Annotated in this window: 13 protein-coding genes; 3 read left to right on the forward strand and 10 right to left on the reverse strand. The window is 68.4% G+C overall.

From position 1 onward, the window contains the following. Window positions 1-11 precede the first annotated feature (11 nt). The 9 genes from kdgR to kduI all read right to left on the reverse strand — a co-directional run bounded on the left by kdgR (window position 12) and on the right by kduI (window position 10,634). The gene (gene kdgR / locus AC1VNM_RS15725; protein WP_377161106.1) at window positions 12-818 is read right to left on the reverse strand and encodes a DNA-binding transcriptional regulator KdgR; all 807 of its coding nucleotides are present in this window, start codon (window positions 816-818) and stop codon (window positions 12-14) included. 29 nt (window positions 819-847) lie between these two features. Next, the gene (locus AC1VNM_RS15730; protein WP_483107518.1) at window positions 848-3,295 is read right to left on the reverse strand and encodes a pectinesterase family protein; all 2,448 of its coding nucleotides are present in this window, start codon (window positions 3,293-3,295) and stop codon (window positions 848-850) included. After that, window positions 3,295-4,446 (reverse strand): oligogalacturonate lyase family protein, encoded by a 1,152-nt coding sequence (locus AC1VNM_RS15735; RefSeq protein WP_431099792.1) that lies wholly within the window; start codon window positions 4,444-4,446, stop codon window positions 3,295-3,297. Before AC1VNM_RS15735 ends, AC1VNM_RS15730 begins: the two co-directional genes overlap by 1 nt. A 9-nt stretch (window positions 4,447-4,455) precedes the next feature. After that, window positions 4,456-5,793, reverse strand: coding sequence for an ABC transporter substrate-binding protein (locus AC1VNM_RS15740; protein WP_483107519.1), 1,338 nt, complete (start codon window positions 5,791-5,793; stop codon window positions 4,456-4,458). Then, window positions 5,790-6,983 carry an ABC transporter ATP-binding protein gene (locus tag AC1VNM_RS15745; RefSeq protein ID WP_483107520.1) on the reverse strand — a complete coding sequence of 398 codons (1,194 nt, stop codon included), beginning with the start codon at window positions 6,981-6,983 and terminating at the stop codon, window positions 5,790-5,792. The genes AC1VNM_RS15740 and AC1VNM_RS15745 overlap by 4 nt, the downstream gene beginning before the upstream one ends. Window positions 6,984-7,011: 28 nt before the next feature. Then, a complete protein-coding gene (locus AC1VNM_RS15750) occupies window positions 7,012-7,971 on the reverse strand; it encodes a carbohydrate ABC transporter permease (RefSeq protein ID WP_483107521.1) in 960 nt (319 codons plus the stop codon). Continuing rightward, window positions 7,968-8,855, reverse strand: coding sequence for a carbohydrate ABC transporter permease (locus tag AC1VNM_RS15755; protein WP_377161094.1), 888 nt, complete (start codon window positions 8,853-8,855; stop codon window positions 7,968-7,970). The genes AC1VNM_RS15750 and AC1VNM_RS15755 overlap by 4 nt, the downstream gene beginning before the upstream one ends. 139 nt (window positions 8,856-8,994) lie before the next feature. Continuing rightward, window positions 8,995-9,756, reverse strand: a complete 762-nt coding sequence (gene kduD / locus AC1VNM_RS15760) for a 2-dehydro-3-deoxy-D-gluconate 5-dehydrogenase KduD (RefSeq protein ID WP_377161092.1) — start codon at window positions 9,754-9,756, stop codon at window positions 8,995-8,997. Between the two features lie 41 nt (window positions 9,757-9,797). Further along, on the reverse strand, window positions 9,798-10,634 hold the full coding sequence (kduI, locus tag AC1VNM_RS15765; protein ID WP_483107522.1) for a 5-dehydro-4-deoxy-D-glucuronate isomerase: 837 nt from the start codon (window positions 10,632-10,634) through the stop codon (window positions 9,798-9,800). 192 nt (window positions 10,635-10,826) lie between these two features. On the opposite strand from kduI, the gene AC1VNM_RS15770 reads away from it, so the two are divergent. The 3 genes from AC1VNM_RS15770 (at window position 10,827) to AC1VNM_RS15780 (ending at window position 15,385) form a co-directional block, all read left to right on the forward strand. Next, a complete protein-coding gene (locus tag AC1VNM_RS15770) occupies window positions 10,827-11,162 on the forward strand; it encodes a cupin domain-containing protein (RefSeq protein ID WP_431099798.1) in 336 nt (111 codons plus the stop codon). A 197-nt stretch (window positions 11,163-11,359) separates the two neighbouring features. Then, window positions 11,360-14,446, forward strand: a complete 3,087-nt coding sequence (locus AC1VNM_RS15775) for a TonB-dependent receptor (RefSeq protein ID WP_377161086.1) — start codon at window positions 11,360-11,362, stop codon at window positions 14,444-14,446. 174 nt (window positions 14,447-14,620) lie between these two features. Continuing rightward, complete coding sequence (locus AC1VNM_RS15780) at window positions 14,621-15,385, forward strand: rhamnogalacturonan acetylesterase (RefSeq protein WP_483107523.1); 765 nt, start codon at window positions 14,621-14,623, stop codon at window positions 15,383-15,385. A gap of 84 nt (window positions 15,386-15,469) precedes the next feature. Here AC1VNM_RS15780 and AC1VNM_RS15785 read toward each other — a convergent pair whose 3' ends face one another. After that, window positions 15,470-16,474 (reverse strand): sugar kinase, encoded by a 1,005-nt coding sequence (locus tag AC1VNM_RS15785; protein WP_483107524.1) that lies wholly within the window; start codon window positions 16,472-16,474, stop codon window positions 15,470-15,472. Window positions 16,475-16,594 lie beyond the last annotated feature (120 nt).

Here is a 16,594-nt window from a genome sequence, read left to right on the forward strand (position 1 = left end):
CGCTGAGTGCGTCAGGCGGCGTCCAGCGGGAACGCCGTGCAACCCAGGCGGGCCGAAATGTCCCGGCTGGCCGCCTGCAGCATCGCCACGACCTCAGGCGCCTTGGCGTCGTCGTAGCGGAAGGTCGGGAAGCTGACGCTCATGCCGGCGATCGGCTGGCCCAGCCGGTCGAAGATCGGCACGCCCAGGCAGCGGATGTGATCGTCGAATTCCTCGCGGTCCTCGCCGAAGCCCTGGCGCTTCACCCGCTCGAGCTCGGCCTGGAAGGCCGCCGGCTCGGTGATGGTCTTGTCGCGGAAGCGCTGGAACTCGGCCCCCGCCAGCACGCGCGCCCGGCGCTCCGGATGCTCCCAGGCCATCAGCACCTTGCCGATCGCCGTGCAGTGCAAGGGCGCGCGCCGCCCGATGCGCGAGTACATGCCCAGCATGTGCTTCGAATCGACCTTGTGGACGTAGATGATCTCGCTGTCGATCAGCGTGCCCAGGTGCACCGTCTCGCCGGTGGCGTCGGCCAGCATCTGCATGTGATGCTTGGACAGGTCGACCAGGTCCGGATACTGCAGCGCCCTCGCGCCGATCTCGAAGACCTTCATCGCCAGGCCGTAGCGCTCGCTGTCGGTCTCCTGGCGCACGTAGCCCAGCGTCTTCATCGTCTGCAGGAAGCGGTAGACCGTCGCCTTGGGCATCGCCAGCCGCACGGACAGCTCCGAGATGCCGGTGTCGCTGCGTTCCGACAAGGCCTGCAGGATGGCAAAGACCTTGAGCACCGCGGCCACGGACTCGGGCTGCTGCTTGCCATCGTTCAGTTCGTCATCCATGCGCAAGGTGTTCTTGGAAAGGGAAGATTTCACCACAGCCGGCCCGTCCCCGCGCCCGCGCGAACCCGTGCCGCCACCTCGCCCGCAAGCTCGATGGGCAGCCGGTATGGCGGCGTCCAGCCGGCCTCGCCGACGACAGCCTTGTCAGGGTTCGCGGCACGCAGCCAGCGCACCGGATCGATCGGCGCGCCGTTGAAGTTCGAACCTCGATCCTCGAAGCGCTCGCCCTTGAGCAGACGCGCGACGCGATCCGGGCCGATGGCGGCCGCGGCCTCCCAGGCGTTGGCCTCGCTCAGCACCTGCGATTCGATGCCTACCCCGATCGAGTAAGCATAGGGATAGTCCCCGCCGGCGGCGGCGACATAGAGGTTGTTGGCGACGTGCACCTGCCCGTAGCGCACGCGCGGCGTGCGCTCCTTCACCTGCTCCCAGAGGTTGTGGTGCAGCGTCACGCGCAGGTGGCCGCGATCGTCGCGATGGCCGTCGCCGCCGCCGATCAGCATCGTCTTGTCGTGGCGGCGGAAGACGTTCCAGGACACGGTCACGAAGTCCGAGCGGCGCGTGATGTCGAGCAGCCCGTCGTGCCGCTGCAGGCGCTGGCCCAGCGCCACCGGCTCGCGCGGATCGGGCCGTTCGCCGTCGTCGAAGGCGCAGTGGTCGATCCACACCTGCGTGGCCTCGCGCAGCGAGACGGTGTCGTACTCGGAGTTCCACTCGCCGTGGCCGTTGTCGTTCGGGTCCCAGGCGGGGAAGAAGTCGTAGGCATCGGAGAAACGCAGGTTGCGCAGGATCACCTGCGACACCTTGTCCAGCATCAGCGAGCCGCCGTCGAAGCCGGCGTCAGGCGTGACGCCGACGATCGTCGTGTTCGACGGCACCTTGATCACGACCTGCGCGGCCTGCTTCTTCACGGAGCGCCTGCGGGCTTCCTCCAGCGGACCTTCGGGCGCGCGACGGCCCCAGGTCGCGGGGTCGTATTGCCGGACGAAAGCGTCCAGGTCGAAGGCGGGATCGCGGAAGTCCTCGAAGCCCAGGCGCCGGCCCGTGGCATCCGCCGCGAGGTCGATGCGCGCGGCGAGCGCGATCAGCTTGGGCGTGTCGCCGAGCGCGAGCGCCGCATCGAGCTCCGCGCGCGTGCGCACGAATCGGATCGCGTCGATCTTCGCCTGCGCGCCGCCGAGGGTGCCGCCGTTCATCGACGCCCAGCCGTCGCCCGGCGCGACCGCGTCGAACGCCGCGGCGGGCAGCGCCACCGGCAGCGCGGCGTTGCGGTACTCGGCCATGCGGTTGGCGGCCTCGCCGGTGGCGCTGAACGGGCGGCGCGATGTCGATGCGGACCACGGCGCGAGGTGCGGCCCCAGCAGGCTGTCCCGGATCACCGCCTGACCGTTCGGCACGGTCGGCGACGCGCGCCATTCACCACGCGCGATGCCGCGATCCCAGGCGCGACCCAGGCTGATGCTGCCCGCCGTGACGCCCGGCTCAGCGACCCAACGCGAACGCTGAATCAGGAACCCGCGCGACTGCGCGTTGGGCGTGCTGGGCGCGATCACGTGTCCGCCGTGGCCCGGCACGCGACGACCGGCGCGGCTGACGATCACGCTGTCGTCGATGACCAGCGTCGCGCCGCCGAAGATGAAGTCGACATCGCCGCGGATCTCGCTGGCATGCACGAACACACGGGCCGGGAGAGCGGCGCCCGCGGCGGTCTCCGTGCCGACGGCGCCGCGTTCCGCGTAGAACGTGTCCTGATGCCCGATCAGGCGGACCCGTTCCAGCTGGAGGCGATCGCCGCGCGTCATCAGCGCGATGGCCTGCGCGCCGCCGCTCTCGCCGACGCCGGCGGGATAGCCCTGCCCATCGCGCACGCGGTCCATCGCATCGTTGGCGATCGTCAGTTGCGCGAGCTGCACGTCGTCGCTGAACAGCATCACGCTCGCGCTGCCGGGGGTGCCGTGCGTGTCCGCGTCGAGCAGCGGCATGCAGCGATGCGCCGCCGTGCCGCGCGGCTTGGACAGCGCGTTGTAGCGCCCCTCGACGATCACGACCTGCGACGGGTCGCCCGCGCCGTAGAGCGTGAACGGCGCCTTGTCCTGGATGCAGAGTGGCTCGCGATACGTGCCGGGCTTCACCAGCACATAGGCGCGTGGCGCCGATGCCGCGCCTGACGCCCTCGCGGGCAGCGCGTCGATCGCGGCCTGCACCGTGCGGTGCGTGCCGCTGCCGTCGGCGGCGACGACGAAGGTCGGCGTCCAGCGCGCAGGATCGAGCGGCACAGGCTGCCAGTCGCCGAGGAAGGCGGCCACCGTGGCCATGGCCGCCTGCGCATCGGTGAGCTGGGGACGTTCCTGGACGGGCACACCCGGTGCCGCTGCGTGGATCGCTTCCGGGCCGGCCATCGGCTGTGCCGCACCGGCGCCGCCGGACAGCGCCGCCAGGCTCACACTCGCCGCCACGACCACCGACCGGACTCGCATCAGAGGTCCGCCAGGTACAGCGCCGGTTCGCCCTCGGCGTCCGCGCTGAAGAGCACCTGCTTCTCATCCGGCGTGAACGACGGATGCGGATGCGTGACCTGCCGGTTGCCCTTGTAGACGCGCCACGAGCTGTCGTGCCGCGCGACGCGGCGCTCGGTGCCCGCCTTCAGGTCGAAGAGGTGCAGGAAGGGATCCGTCGCGATCTGGTGGCTGCCGGTGTCGGCGACGTCGGCCGGCGAATCGCAGCCGTCGCCGATCAGCAGCGTGCCGTCCTGGTTGCTCATCAGGTGCGAGCACGGCGGCATCCGCGTCAGGCGCTTCGATGCGAGCGTCACCGGATCGAGCGAGCAGATCCAGCGGTCGCGCTGCCCCTTCAGGTAGGAGACGTAGATCATCGCGGAGCCGTCCGGCACCCAGAACTCGTGGGTGCAGCTTTCGCCCGGATCGTGGCGGCGGCCGCAGCGGACGTTGCGGCCGTCCTCGTCGATGAACCACATGCGCGCATCGACGAGGTCGTGCGGCCCCTCGTGGCAATACGCGACGGTGTGGTCGTCGCCGGGCCGGTACTGCGGATGGCCCAGCCAGCCCTGCTGCTCGAGGATCACCTCGCGCGCGCCGGTCGCCAGGTCGATGCGGATCAGGCGGCAGCGCGGCTTCGCATGGAACATCTGATGGAACTTCTGCCAGTCGCTGAGCGGGAACCAGTCGCTCGCGGCGATCTCGATGCCGACCATCTTCGTGCAGGCCGTGTTCGCGACCCAGGTGCCGTAACCGACCCAGCCCTCCGGCACGGTGTAGACGACCTCCTCGCCCAGATCCCGCATGGACAGGCGGATCAACTGCCGCTCCGCGCGGACGAAGTAGAGATGCCGGTCGTCCGGGCTGAGGAAACCGCCGAAGGTGTTCTCACCCGGCTGGTCGGTGAGCTGCGTCGCCACCTGCGTCTTCAGGTCGAGCAGGTGGTAGTTCCAGCTGGTGCCCGGCCCGAACTCGGCGCCGAAGATCAGCTTGGCCCCGTCGTTGGTGAAGCACTTCTGATAGAAGTAGTTGCGATGGCAGGTCACGTCGGTAGGCGTCAGCCGGGTGACGCGCGCGCCGGTGTCCGGATCCTCGCGGGTGACGAAGTGGAGCTGTCGTTCGTTGGCTTTCATGATGGCTTTTCACTTGATCCGTTGCAGCAAGGCCTGACCCTCGGTGACCAGGCGGCGCGCGGCGTCGACGTCGCTGGTCTTGTTGTAGGCGACGGTCTCGAAGACCTCGCGCATGAACTTGTGCAGCCGTGCGTGCTCGAACAAGGGCGCCGGACGCTTGAGCCGGCCTGACTCGCGCTGCAGCTTGATCTGCTCGTGCGCCGCGACCTCGAGCGGCGGCAGCTTGCCGGCGGCCTTCAACTGCTCGTAGGGGCCGCGCGCCGACGGCAGGCCGCGCGTGCGACCGAGCAGCGCCGCGGCCTCGGGGTCCGTGAGCAGGAAGTTGACGAGCTTGGCGGCCATCTCCGCGCGGCCGTTCTTCTCGGCATGGCGGCTGACCGCGTACATCACGGTGGGACGTCCGAACATGCCGCTGTCGAGCGCGCCCGGCAGCGTCGGAAACTCGCCGAGCACCAGCTTCTGCTGCTTGTCCAGCGTCGACGCCCGCAGCGCGATGACCGAGTCCCAGGTGTAGTTGCCGGCCCAGCGGCCGACGACCCAGTCGGGCTGCTGCTCGGTCGGCTTCTCGGCGCCGCCCAGGCTCGCGCGCAGCGGCAGCGGCGTCGCGACGTGGTCCGTGACCAGCCGCTTGTAGGTGCGCACCCAGTCGAGCGCCGCGCCTTCGCTCATCGCCACGCGCGGCTGCGCCGGATCGACGTAGGCCGTGCCGTGCCGCTGCTGCACCCAGGCCTGGGACAGCAGCATCATGTCGTAGAGCTCGCCGTCGAGCGGATAGGCGTCCTCGCCGAGGATCCGACGGAATGCCGGCCCCGTCGCGAAGAGTTCATCCCAGGTCTTCGGCAGCGCGAGGCCGGCGCGATCGAACGCCGCCTGGTTCCACAGCATCACGCGCGCGCTGAAGGACACCGGCAGCGCGTTCAGCTTGCCGGCGACGTCGCCGTAGGCGAGGTCCTCGCGGTCGAACTGCGCGAGGTCCAGCAGACGCCCGAACCGATTCAAATCCGCGAAGCCGTTGCCCCGCTTGCTGAACATCGCCAGCCAGGCCCAGTTGATCTGCATGACCTCGGGCTCGGAGCCGCCGGCGATCTGCGTCGTCAGCCGCTCCAGGTAGCCGTTGAAGCCCATGTACTCGGCCTTCACGCGCACGCCATGGCGGCGCTCGAAGAGCGCGAGCGCCTTCAGCGTCGCCTCGTGCCGGCCCGCGCCGCCCCACCAGGCAAAGCGCAGCACGGTGGCCTTGTCCTGCGCGCGCGCCGGCGCGGTCAGCGCCGCAGTCACGCCCGCGGTCGCCGCGATCGCGGCCGACCCCGCGGCGATGCCGAGCAGCTGTCGTCGTGGCAGGCTCATGCGTCGCTTCCCGAAGACGAGGATGCGGAGGTCGACGAGGTCGAGGTGGAGGTCGACAGCAGATTCAGGCCGCTCGTCGCGTCGAACAGGTGGCAGGCCGAGATCTGCAGGTGCAGCGTCAAGGCGTCGCCGCGTGCGAGGCCGTTCAACGCCACGGCCTGCTCCGCGGGCACGCGCGCGGTGATCGGCAGCGGACCGAGCTCGGCGTGCAGGTAGACCTCCGACCCCATGTGCTCGGTGAAGCGCAGCCGCGCGCCGACGGCGACGCTGTCGCCCTGCGCGCGCGGCGCGAGGCCGATGTGCTCGGGCCGCAGACCGAAGGTCACCGCGCCGTCCGCCAGGCGCGGCAGCGCGGCGACGCCCGCCGACTTCTCCGCCGGCAGCGGCAGCCGCGCGCCGCCCACCTCGACGGCCAGGCCGACGTCGGTCGCGACCAGCCGAGCCTCCAGCAGATTCATCTCCGGCGAGCCGATGAAGCTCGCCACGAAGGCATTCGCCGGCCGGTCGTAGAGCGCCGTCGGCGTGTCGACCTGCTGGATCACGCCGTCCTTGAGCACGCAGATGCGCTCGCCCATCGTCATCGCCTCGACCTGGTCGTGGGTGACGTAGACGGTCGTGGCCGGCTGGCGGCTCTCGCGCAAGGTGCGGTGCAGTTCGGTCAGCCGCACGCGCATCGCGGCGCGCAGCTTGGCGTCGAGGTTGGACAGCGGCTCGTCGAAGAGGAACACGTCCGGCTTCTTCACGATCGCGCGCCCCACCGCGACGCGCTGCGCCTGGCCGCCGGACAGCTGCTTCGGATAACGGTCCAGCAGATGCTCCATCTCCAGCAGGCCCGCGGCGTGGCGCACGCGCTGGTCCAGCTCCGCCTTCGGCGTGCCGGCCAGCTTCAGGCCGAAGGCCAGGTTGTCGTAGACCTTCATGTGCGGGTACAGCGCGTAGTTCTGGAACACCATCGCGATGCCGCGCTGCTTGGGCGGCAGCGCGTTGACGGCGCGGTCGCCGATGCGCAGCTCGCCGCCGGTGATGCTCTCCAGCCCCGCGATCATCCGCAGCAGCGTCGACTTCGCGCAGCCCGACGGGCCGACGAAGACCATGAACTCGCCGTCCCGCACTTCCAGGTCCACCCCGTGCACGGCCTTGAAGCCGTTCGGGTACACCTTCTCGATCTTGTTGAGGCTCAGTCTTGCCACGTCTTGTCTCCGGATTCTTCTCTTGTGATCAGCCCTTGACGCCGCTGGACGTCGCGCCTTCGATGAAGTGCTTCTGCGCCGCGAAGAACACCGCCACCGACGGGATCAGCGCCACCACCGAGATCGCGATGACGTTGGCCCACTCGACCTCCTCGGTCGCGCCGATGCTCATCTTCAGCGCGAGGGAGACGGGGTACTTCTCGACCGACGCGAGGTAGATCAACGGGCCCATGAAGTCGTTCATCGTCCAGATGAACTGGAAGACGACCACGGAGATGATGGCCGGCTTGAGCAGCGGCACGATGATGTGCCACAGCAGCTGCAGCGCGTTGCAGCCGTCGATCTGCGCGGCCTCTTCCATGTCGCGCGGGATGCCGCGCAGGAACTGCACCAGCATGAACACGAAGAAGGTGTCCGTCGCGAAGGCCGAGGGCACGATCAGCGGCAGATAGGAGTCGAGCCAGCCGATCTCGCGGAACACCAGGTACTGCGGCAGCCGCAGCACGATCAGCGGCAGCATCATCGTGGCGATCATGATGCTGAACAGCGTCTTGCGGCCCCAGAACTCGAAGCGCGCGAAGGCGTAGGCCACCAGCACGCAGGAGATCACCGTCACGATGATGCGCGGGATGGTGATCAGGAAGCTGTTCAGGAAGTAGGTCGCGAAGGTGTACTCGGTGCTGGTCTTCCAGCCTTTGGCGTAGGCGTCGAAGTCGAAGCGCTCGGGCCAGAAGCCGGCGGAGCTGAAGATCTCCGCGTTGCTCTTGAAGGAGGCGCCGATCAGCCACAGCAGCGGGTAGAGCATCACGATGGCGACCGCGGCCAGCGCGAGGTAGCGCAGCGTGCGGTTGCCGCGGTCGCGGCCCAGGATCAGGGTGGGCGCGGTGCCACCACCGCTGCCCTCACCCCGGCCCTCTCCCGCCAGCGGGAGAGGGAGTTGGGCCGACCGAGGCGTGTTCACGTGCGCGGACGCGGGCGGGCGGCTCATCGCTTGGTCTCCTTCTCGCCGGAGTAGAAGACCCAGTACTTCGAGCTCCAGAACGACAGCGCCGCCAGGCCGCCGACCAGCGCGAACAGCACCCAGGACAGGGCCGCGCCGTAGCCGAGGTTGAAGAAGCGGAAGCTCTGGTCGTAGATGTACAGCGCCAGCACGTAGGTCGAGTGCAGCGGGCCGCCCTCGGTGATCATGTACGGGCCGTTGAACTCCTGGAACGCGTGCACCATCTGCATGATCACGTTGAAGAAGATCACCGGCGTGATCAGCGGCACGGTGATCTTCCAGAACTGCTGCATCTTGCTGGCGCCGTCGCACTCGGCGGCCTCGTAGAGCGAGATCGACACGTTCTGCAGCGCCGCCAGGAAGATCACCATCGCCGAGCCGAACTGCCACGTGAACAGCAGCACGATGGTCCACATCGAGTAGTGCTCGTCGGCGAGCCACGCGATCGGCTCGATGCCGAGCTTGATCAGCACCAGGTTGACGAGCCCGTTGCGCGCGAAGACGAAGCGCCACAGCACCGCCACCGCGATCGAGCCGCCGAGGATGGACGGGATGTAGAACGCGGCGCGGAAGAAGTTGATGCCGCGCAGCTTGAAGTTCAGCACGTGCGCGATGAACAGGGCAAAGCCCACGCGCAGCGGCACCGCCAGCAGCGCGAAGAGCAGCGTCACGCCCAGCGACTTGCGGAACAGCGGATCCGCGGTGGCGAGTTCCTCATAGTTCCGCAGCCCGACGAAGGTCGGCGGATCGATCAGGTCGTACTGCGTGAAGCTGAGCGCGAAGCTCATCACGAAAGGGAAAAGCTTGAACAGCAGCACGCCCAGCACGAATGGCAGGACGAACAGAAAGCCCAGCTTCTTGTTCTCGTACATATGTCTCCCCCCTACGCGCTGCGCGCGCCCCCTCGAGGGGGCGAGCTCGATGACCCGGCAGAGCCGGTCCATGAGCTCCGCTTGGTTGGACCGGGCGCGTAGGTGATGGTGTAGCCGTCGGGACGGCCGTCCTACAGGGTTATCGAGCCAACCAGCCGCCGTCCACGGCGACGGTGTAGCCGTTGACATAGTCCGAGGCCTTGGAGGCGAGGAACACGACCGGTCCGGCGAGATCGTCCGGGCTGCCCCAGCGACCGGCCGGGATGCGGTCGAGGATCGCGGCGTTGCGCGTCTCGTCCTGGCGCAGCGCGGCGGTGTTGTTGGTCGCCATGTAGCCGGGCGCGATCGCGTTGACGTTGATGCCGTGCGAGGCCCATTCGTTGGCCATCAGCCGGGTGATGCCCATCACGCCGCTCTTGCTGGCCGTGTACGACGGCACCCGCACGCCGCCCTGGAAGGACAGCATCGACGCGACGTTGATGATCTTGCCGCCGCCGCCCTGTGCCAGGTATTGCTTCGCGACCGCCTGCGAGAAGAAGAACACCGTCTTCAGGTTGAGGTCGACGACGTCGTCCCAGTCCTTCTCGCTGAAGCGGATCGCGTCCTCGCGCCGGATGATGCCGGCGTTGTTGACCAGGATGTCGACGCGGCCGGTGAGCGACTTGGCCTCGGCCACGAGGCCCTCGATGCAGCTGATGTCGCCCAGGTTGGCGCGCAGGTCGAGGAAGCGGCGCCCCAGGCGCTCGACCTCGGTGCGCGTCTCCGCCGGGTCGGACACGTTGACGCCGACGATGTGCGCGCCGGCCTGCGCCAGCGCGACCGCCATCCCCTGCCCCAGGCCGGTGTTGCAGCCCGAGACGATGGCCACGCGGCCGTCCAGTTGGAAGTTGTCCAGGATCATGTGATTCGTTCCGTTGATTGCCGTGACACCACGATCCGCGCTCAGCGCAGCGTCGTCATCGGCACGTGGTCCATGTCCTTGAACACCTGGTTCTCGCCGACCATGCCCCAGATGAAGGTGTAGGCCTGCGTGCCGACGCCGGAGTGGATGGACCAGCTCGGGCTGATGACCGCCTGCTCGTTGCGCACGACCAGGTGGCGGGTCTGCGTCGGCTCGCCCAGCATGTGGAACACCACCGCGTCGGACTTCATGTCGAAGTAGAAGTACACCTCCATGCGGCGGTCGTGCTGGTGGCAGGGCATCGTGTTCCAGAGGCTGCCCGGCTCCAGCTGCGTCATGCCCATCAGCAGCTGGCAGGTCGGCAGCACGTCGGGCACCAGGAACTTGTGGATGGTGCGGCGGTTGCTGGTCTCGGGCGAGCCCAGCGTCTCCGGCGACGCCTCGGCCAGCGTGACCTTGCGCGTCGGATACGCGGTGTGCGCCGGCGCGCAGTTGAAGTAGAGCTTGGCCGGGTTCGTCGCGTCGACGCTCTTGAACTCGACGATCTTGGCGCCCTGGCCGATGTAGAGCGCCTCGCGCGGGCCGACGTCGTATTGCGTGTCGTCGACGAAGACGCGCGCCGCCCCGCCGATGTTGATCAGGCCCAGCTCGCGCCGCTGCAGGAAGTAGTCGGTGCCGGTGTGCTTGCCCAGCTCCGCCGAGAAGGTCACCGGCTTGGTCACCGGCATGATCCCGCCGACGATGATCCGGTCGATCTGGCTGTAGGTCAGCGTCGCCTCGTCGGGCTTGAACAGGTCCTCCACCAGGAACTGGCGGCGCAGGCCTTCGGTGTCCAGCGTGCGGGCGTGTTCACTGTGGATGGGTTGGCGGATTTCCATGTCTCGTCTCCTGACTGTCCGGGGCTGTGTGCAGGGCTTCGTTGGCTCTGATGGGATCGCAGCGTACGGGTCTGCGGACTTTCCCGGAACTATGGTTTCTATGTAGTGAACCGCTGTTTCAATTTTTCGTGACGTCGTTATAGTTGCTCGCAACGACGGCCGAGAACCGTCCTGAATCCAGGAGACGCCCCGATGACCAGCCCGTATTTCCTGAACGACGCCGAGCCGTGGACCGAACTCGGCGACGGCATCCGCCGCAAGATCGTCGGCCACACGCCGGAGCTGATGTCGGTGCTGGTGCAGTTCGACCAGGGCGCCATCGGCACGCCGCATGCGCACGACGCGCATGACCAGATCGCGTTCGTGATCAGCGGCTCGTTCGAATGCGACGTCGGCGGCGTGAAGCGCGTGCTCAAGCCGGGCGACGCCTTCGTCGCGCCGCGTCTGACGACGCACGGCGTCGTCGCGCTGGAGGCCGGCAGCACGCTGCTGGACCAGTTCTCGCCGCGGCGCGAGGACTACCTCTAGCCCTCGCCGTCCCCGCAGTTCCCCAGGGTCCGCGCGCGGCGCGGATCGCATCCGCAGTACCGAGGTGGCGATCGCACTGCAGCGATGGCCGCTCCCGCCCTGCCGGCGCCCTGCGTGCGCCCGCGACCGAACGATGCCGCGAGAGCGACGGGCCACGATCCCGTGCCCGCGGCCAGAAGAACCTTGGAGACAACGTCATGCCCCACCGTATTGGGACTCGCCTCGGGACGTCCACGTCCGACCGCCCGCGTCGAGCACAGCGCATCCAGCCCGCGTCCGCGACGTCGCCGACGCCTCGCCTGACCCGCCTCGCCGCCTGCCTGCTGGGCACGGCCACCCTGTCGCTGCCCGCGTGGAGCCAGGACCAGGCCGCGCCCGCGCCGGCCGCCGCCGCTTCTGCCGCTGCCCCCGCGCCGGCGCCCGCGACGCCCCCCGCGGCCGCCTCTCCCGCGCCCGACAAGGCGCTGGACACGGTGGTCATCACCGGCATCCGCGCCTCGCTGGAGAGCGCGCTGAACGCCAAGCGCCAGGACCGCGGCATCGTCGACGTGATCAAGGCCGAGGACATCGCCAAGTTCCCCGACACCAACCTGGCCGAATCGCTGCAGCGCATCCCGGGCGTCGTGATCGACCGCGACGCCGGCGAAGGCCGCAACATCACCGTGCGCGGCCTGGGCGCGGACTTCACGCGCGTGCGCATCAACGGCATCGAGGCGCTGGCCACGACCGGCGGCACCGACAGCTCCGGCGGCGCGAACCGCTCGCGCGGTTTCGACTTCAACGTCTTCGCCGCCGAGCTCTTCAACACGATCACCGTGCGCAAGAGCAGCTCGGCCGAAGTGGACGAGGGCTCGCTCGGCGCGACCGTGGACCTGCAGGCCGCGCGGCCCTTCGACTTCAACAAGCGCGTCGTCGCCGCCTCGGTCAAGGCCCGCTACAACGACCTGGCGCGCGAGACCGACCCGCGCGCGGCCTTCCTGCTCAGCGACGTGTTCCTGGACAAGAAGCTCGGCGTGCTGGTGTCGGGCGCGTACTCCAAGCGCCGGCTCTTCGAGGAAGGTTTCTCGACGGTGCGCTGGGACAACGGCGCGTCTTCCGGCGGCTGGTGCTCGCCGCAAGGCGTGACCCCGGCGAATCCGACGACCACCGCTACGAACTGCGGCCCCGCCGCGCAAGGCGTGCCGCGCCTGCCCGCGTCGGCCGGCGCGACCGCGGCCTACAACGCGGCCAGCAGCGCCGACAACTTCCACCCTCGCCTGCCGCGCTACGGCCGCTTGTCGCATGACCAGGACCGGCTCGGCCTGACCGGCTCGATCCAGTTCCGCCCGACGGACCGCACGCTGCTGACCTTCGACATGCTGTATTCGAAGCTCGACGCGACGCGGCGGGAGGACTTCCTCGAGGCGATCTCGTTCAGCCGCACGGCCAGCCAGGGCGGCAAGCCGCAGACCAGCGTGGTCGAGGCGCAGTACGCGCCCAACGGCGCGCTGCAGTACGGCGTGTTCAACGGCGTCGACATCCGCGCCGAGTCGCGCTACGACGAGCTGACAACCACCTTCCGCCAGCCGAGCCTGACGCTGGAGCAGGACATCACCGACCACCTCAAGCTCAATGCCAAGGTGGGCCGGGCGGATTCCAAGTTCCGCAACCCGGTGCAGACGACGGTGACCCTGGACGCGCTGAACGTCAACGGCTACACGCTGGACTTCCGCGACAACGACCGGCTGCCGGTCATCAAGTACCCCTTCGATCCGACCGCGCAGAACGGCGCGCTGCAGATCGTCGGCGTGCCGCAGGTCACGACGGGCACGCAACCGACGACGGTCACCAACACGACCACCAGCGAGATCCGCATCCGGCCGCAAGGCGCCAACAACGTCAACGACATCGCCCACCTGGACCTGGCCTGGGAAGTGATGCCGGACACGCTGACGCTGAAGGCTGGCTTCGACTACAAGAAGTACAGCTTCGACACCTTCGAATTCCGGCGCGTCAACCAGAACGACACGATCTTCTCGCCGGCGGCGGGATCGGGCGTGCTGACGAAGATGCTGACCGGCTTCGGCCGCGGCCTGAGCCTGCCGGCGGGGACGCCCACCTCGTGGGTCATTCCCGACCTCAACGCGATCGCGGCGGCCTACGACATCTACTGCAACTGCATCAAGAGCGGTCCCGCGGGCGGCCCGGGCGACTACACGTTGTCCTCGACCACCAACGGCAACGCGCGCGGCAACAACCGCGCGGTGGTGGAGAAGGACACCGGCGGCTTCGTGCAGGCGGACTTCGAAGGTCGCCTGCTCGGCCTGCGCCTGCAGGGCAACGTCGGCGTACGCTACGTCGTGACCGAGCAGGACGCCACCGGCTACCTGGCCACCGGCGGCGGCACCGAGGTCGTGATCGGACAGAAGTACAAGGACTGGCTGCCGGCGCTCAACGTCTCGGCCAACCTGACCAAGGACCTGATCGCGCGCTTCGCCGCGGCCAAGGTGATGGCGCGTCCGCAGCTCGGCAACCTGAATCCGGGCGGCACGATCAGCACGACCGGCACGCTGTCGATCACCACCGGCAACCCGTACCTGAAGCCCTTCCGCGCGAAGACCTTCGACGGCAGCCTGGAGTGGTACTTCGGCCGCAACGCCTTCATCGGCGTGGGCCTGTTCCAGAAGAACATCGACACCTACATCCAGAGCCTGCGCACCAACGCGCCGTACAACCAGACGGGACTGCCGCTGTCGCTGCTGCCGTCCAACTTCACCGGCGAGGAAGTGTTCCAGCTCACGACGCCGATCAACACCCCCGGAGGCAAGCTGCGCGGCATCGAGCTGAACTACCAGCAGCCGTTCACCTTCCTGCCGAGCTGGGGAAAGAACTTCGGCACGGTGCTCAACTACACCTACGTGAAGTCCAAGATCACCTACCTGATCTCGCCGACCAGCAACACGACCATCACCGACGACCTGCTCAACATGTCGCCCAAGTCGTGGAACGCGACGCTGTACTACGACGACAACATCTTCAGCGCGCGGGTGTCGGCGTCCAAGCGCTCGTCGTTCCTGACCCGGGTGCCGGGGCAGAACAACAACGACGTCGAAGGGAAGAACGCCTCGCTCAACGTGGATGCGTCGATCTCGTACAAGGTCAACGACAACCTCACGATCACGCTCGAGGGCGTCAACCTGACCAACGAGGCGAACGACCAGTTCATCTCCCGGGCGCGCAACAGTCCCGTGGTCTATCACGTGACAGGGCGGGAGTTCCTGCTGGGGGCGAGCTACAAGTTCTGAGTCTGCTTGCTTGACTGCGTGAGGCGGAGCGCCGACGCTTCGCTCCGTTCCTCTCGCAGCACCGTGGAGGATTCGCGAACGACTGCGGAGGACGAGCGCCGACTCTCCACGAGGCATGGGGGATCCCTCCTGGACCCCCAAGCCTCATTCCGGTCGCATCACCTCGGAGAACTCATGAAGAAGTCATGGCTCGCGGCGCTCGTCCTTGTGGCCGGCGCCGCGCATGCGCAGAACACGGCGTCCTCGTTGCGTGTGTTCCTCGTCGGCGATTCGACGATGGCCACGAAGAGCGGCTATGGCGACGCGCTTTGCGCACGCTTCAAACCCGAGGTCACCTGCCTCAATGTCGCCAAGGGCGGGCGCAGCACGAAAAGCTTCCGCGCCGAAGGCCTCTGGGGTCAGGTCTTGACGCTGCTGCGTGATCGACCGCCGGGTCAGGCCGACGTGGTGCTGATGCAGTTCGGCCACAACGACCAGCCCGGCAAGCCGGGCCGCTCCACGGACCTGCAGACCGAATTCCCGGTGAACCTGGCCGGCTACATCGCCGACGTCGCGCCGACCGGCGCGCGTCTGGTGATGCTCACGCCGCTCACGCGCCGGAGCTTCGATGCGCAGGGCAGGCTCGAGAACAACCTGCGCCCCTGGGCCGACGCGACGATCCGCGTCAGCACCGAGCATCAGGTCCCGTTGATCGACTTGAACGCGATCAGCCACGCGGCGGTGCAGACGATGGGCGAGACCGAGGCCGACACACTCGCGATGGCGCCGAAGCCGATCGATGCGCCTGCGCAGGCCGCCTCCTCGCCCGAGCGCGCGGGCGCCGCGAATCCCGTTTTTGATCGCACGCACCTGGGCACCAAGGGCGCGCAGGTGTTCTCGGCGATGGTCGCCGAGCAACTCGTCGTCGTGATGCCGGAGCTCAAGCGCTGGATGCGCTGAGCGCGACGTTCGAGATCTCCAAAGCAGACTTCAGCGCGACTCGGCGCGGAGTCGGCCCGGACCCGGCGCGGAGTCAGCGCGCATTCAGAGCAGATCTGCCATCGCCTCGGCGGGAATGATCGCGCCGGGGTGACCGATCACGCGCGCCGCCACCCGGTTCCCATGCGCCGCCGCGCTCACGGCATCGTGCCCCGACAGCCGACGCGCCAGATAGCCGCCCGCGAAGGAGTCACCGGCCGCCGTCGTGTCGACGACGCGCTCGACCCATTGCGTCGGCGCTTCGAGCCACACGCCCCGTCCCTCCCCCTCTCCCGCATGCGGGAGAGGGCTGGGGTGAGGGCCAGCGACCTGCGCAGGCCGCCCTTGCGCGTCGGCAGCACGAACGAGCGTCGATGAAGCGCCGCGCTTGATCAGCACTTCGGGTGTCGACAAGTCCTTCGCATGAGCAAGGGCCGCGTCGAGGTCCGGCAGGTCCATCAGCGCCTGATGATCGTCCGCCGTCACGAGCGCGATCGTGGCGAGCGAGAAGGCCCGCTCGAACTCGACACGCGCCGCATGCCGGTCCGCCCACAGGCGAGGCCGGTAGTTGTTGTCGAAGACGACATGAGCGCCGCGCTCGCGCATCGCGGCCATCAATGCATAGAGACGTTCCCGCCCCGCCGGCGGCAGGATCGCGAGCGTGATGCCGCTGAGGTAGAGCGCGTCGAAGTCTTCCGCGTGCGCCTCCAGCGGCGTGCGTTCGACCTCGAAGTACGCCTTCGCCGCGGCGGTGTCGCGCCAGTAGTGGAAGCTGCGCTCGCCGCGACCGTCGACCTCGATCATGTAGAGCCCCGGCATGCGGCCCGCAAGGCGCCGTACCAGGCGCGTGTCGATGCCCTGCTCGCGCCAGCGATCGAGCAGGCCGGCGCTGAGACCGTCGTCGCCGAGGGCCGTCGCATACGCCACCTCCAGGCCAGCCGTCGCGCCGCAGCGGCGCAGATAGACGGCGGTGTTGAACGTGTCCCCGCCGTAGCCCAGCGTCATCGCGCCGAAGGCTTCGCCCTTGAGCTCCAGCATGCATTCGCCGATCACGGCCACGCGTTGGGTCATCGGAATCCTCTTCGCTTCCTGATCTTGAAACGGTGTTTTGGATTCTGGTTTCCACCCGCGTAAAGCGCCACGGGAGTGACCCCAGGTTCAGCAGTTTTCCGATATCCAGGCAGGCGCGAC

The organism is Mitsuaria sp. MSU3D, assembly GCF_056867975.1.

Coding starts and splice junctions, on each gene's coding strand:
- kdgR (WP_377161106.1), bottom strand. CDS start 818: ATGGATGACGAACTGAACGATGGCAAGCAGCAGCCCGAGTCCGTGGCC.
- AC1VNM_RS15730 (WP_483107518.1), bottom strand. CDS start 3,295: ATGCGAGTCCGGTCGGTGGTCGTGGCGGCGAGTGTGAGCCTGGCGGCG.
- AC1VNM_RS15735 (WP_431099792.1), bottom strand. CDS start 4,446: ATGAAAGCCAACGAACGACAGCTCCACTTCGTCACCCGCGAGGATCCG.
- AC1VNM_RS15740 (WP_483107519.1), bottom strand. CDS start 5,793: ATGAGCCTGCCACGACGACAGCTGCTCGGCATCGCCGCGGGGTCGGCC.
- AC1VNM_RS15750 (WP_483107521.1), bottom strand. CDS start 7,971: ATGAGCCGCCCGCCCGCGTCCGCGCACGTGAACACGCCTCGGTCGGCC.
- AC1VNM_RS15755 (WP_377161094.1), bottom strand. CDS start 8,855: ATGTACGAGAACAAGAAGCTGGGCTTTCTGTTCGTCCTGCCATTCGTG.
- kduD (WP_377161092.1), bottom strand. CDS start 9,756: ATGATCCTGGACAACTTCCAACTGGACGGCCGCGTGGCCATCGTCTCG.
- kduI (WP_483107522.1), bottom strand. CDS start 10,634: ATGGAAATCCGCCAACCCATCCACAGTGAACACGCCCGCACGCTGGAC.
- AC1VNM_RS15770 (WP_431099798.1), top strand. CDS start 10,827: ATGACCAGCCCGTATTTCCTGAACGACGCCGAGCCGTGGACCGAACTC.
- AC1VNM_RS15775 (WP_377161086.1), top strand. CDS start 11,360: ATGCCCCACCGTATTGGGACTCGCCTCGGGACGTCCACGTCCGACCGC.
- AC1VNM_RS15780 (WP_483107523.1), top strand. CDS start 14,621: ATGAAGAAGTCATGGCTCGCGGCGCTCGTCCTTGTGGCCGGCGCCGCG.
- AC1VNM_RS15785 (WP_483107524.1), bottom strand. CDS start 16,474: ATGACCCAACGCGTGGCCGTGATCGGCGAATGCATGCTGGAGCTCAAG.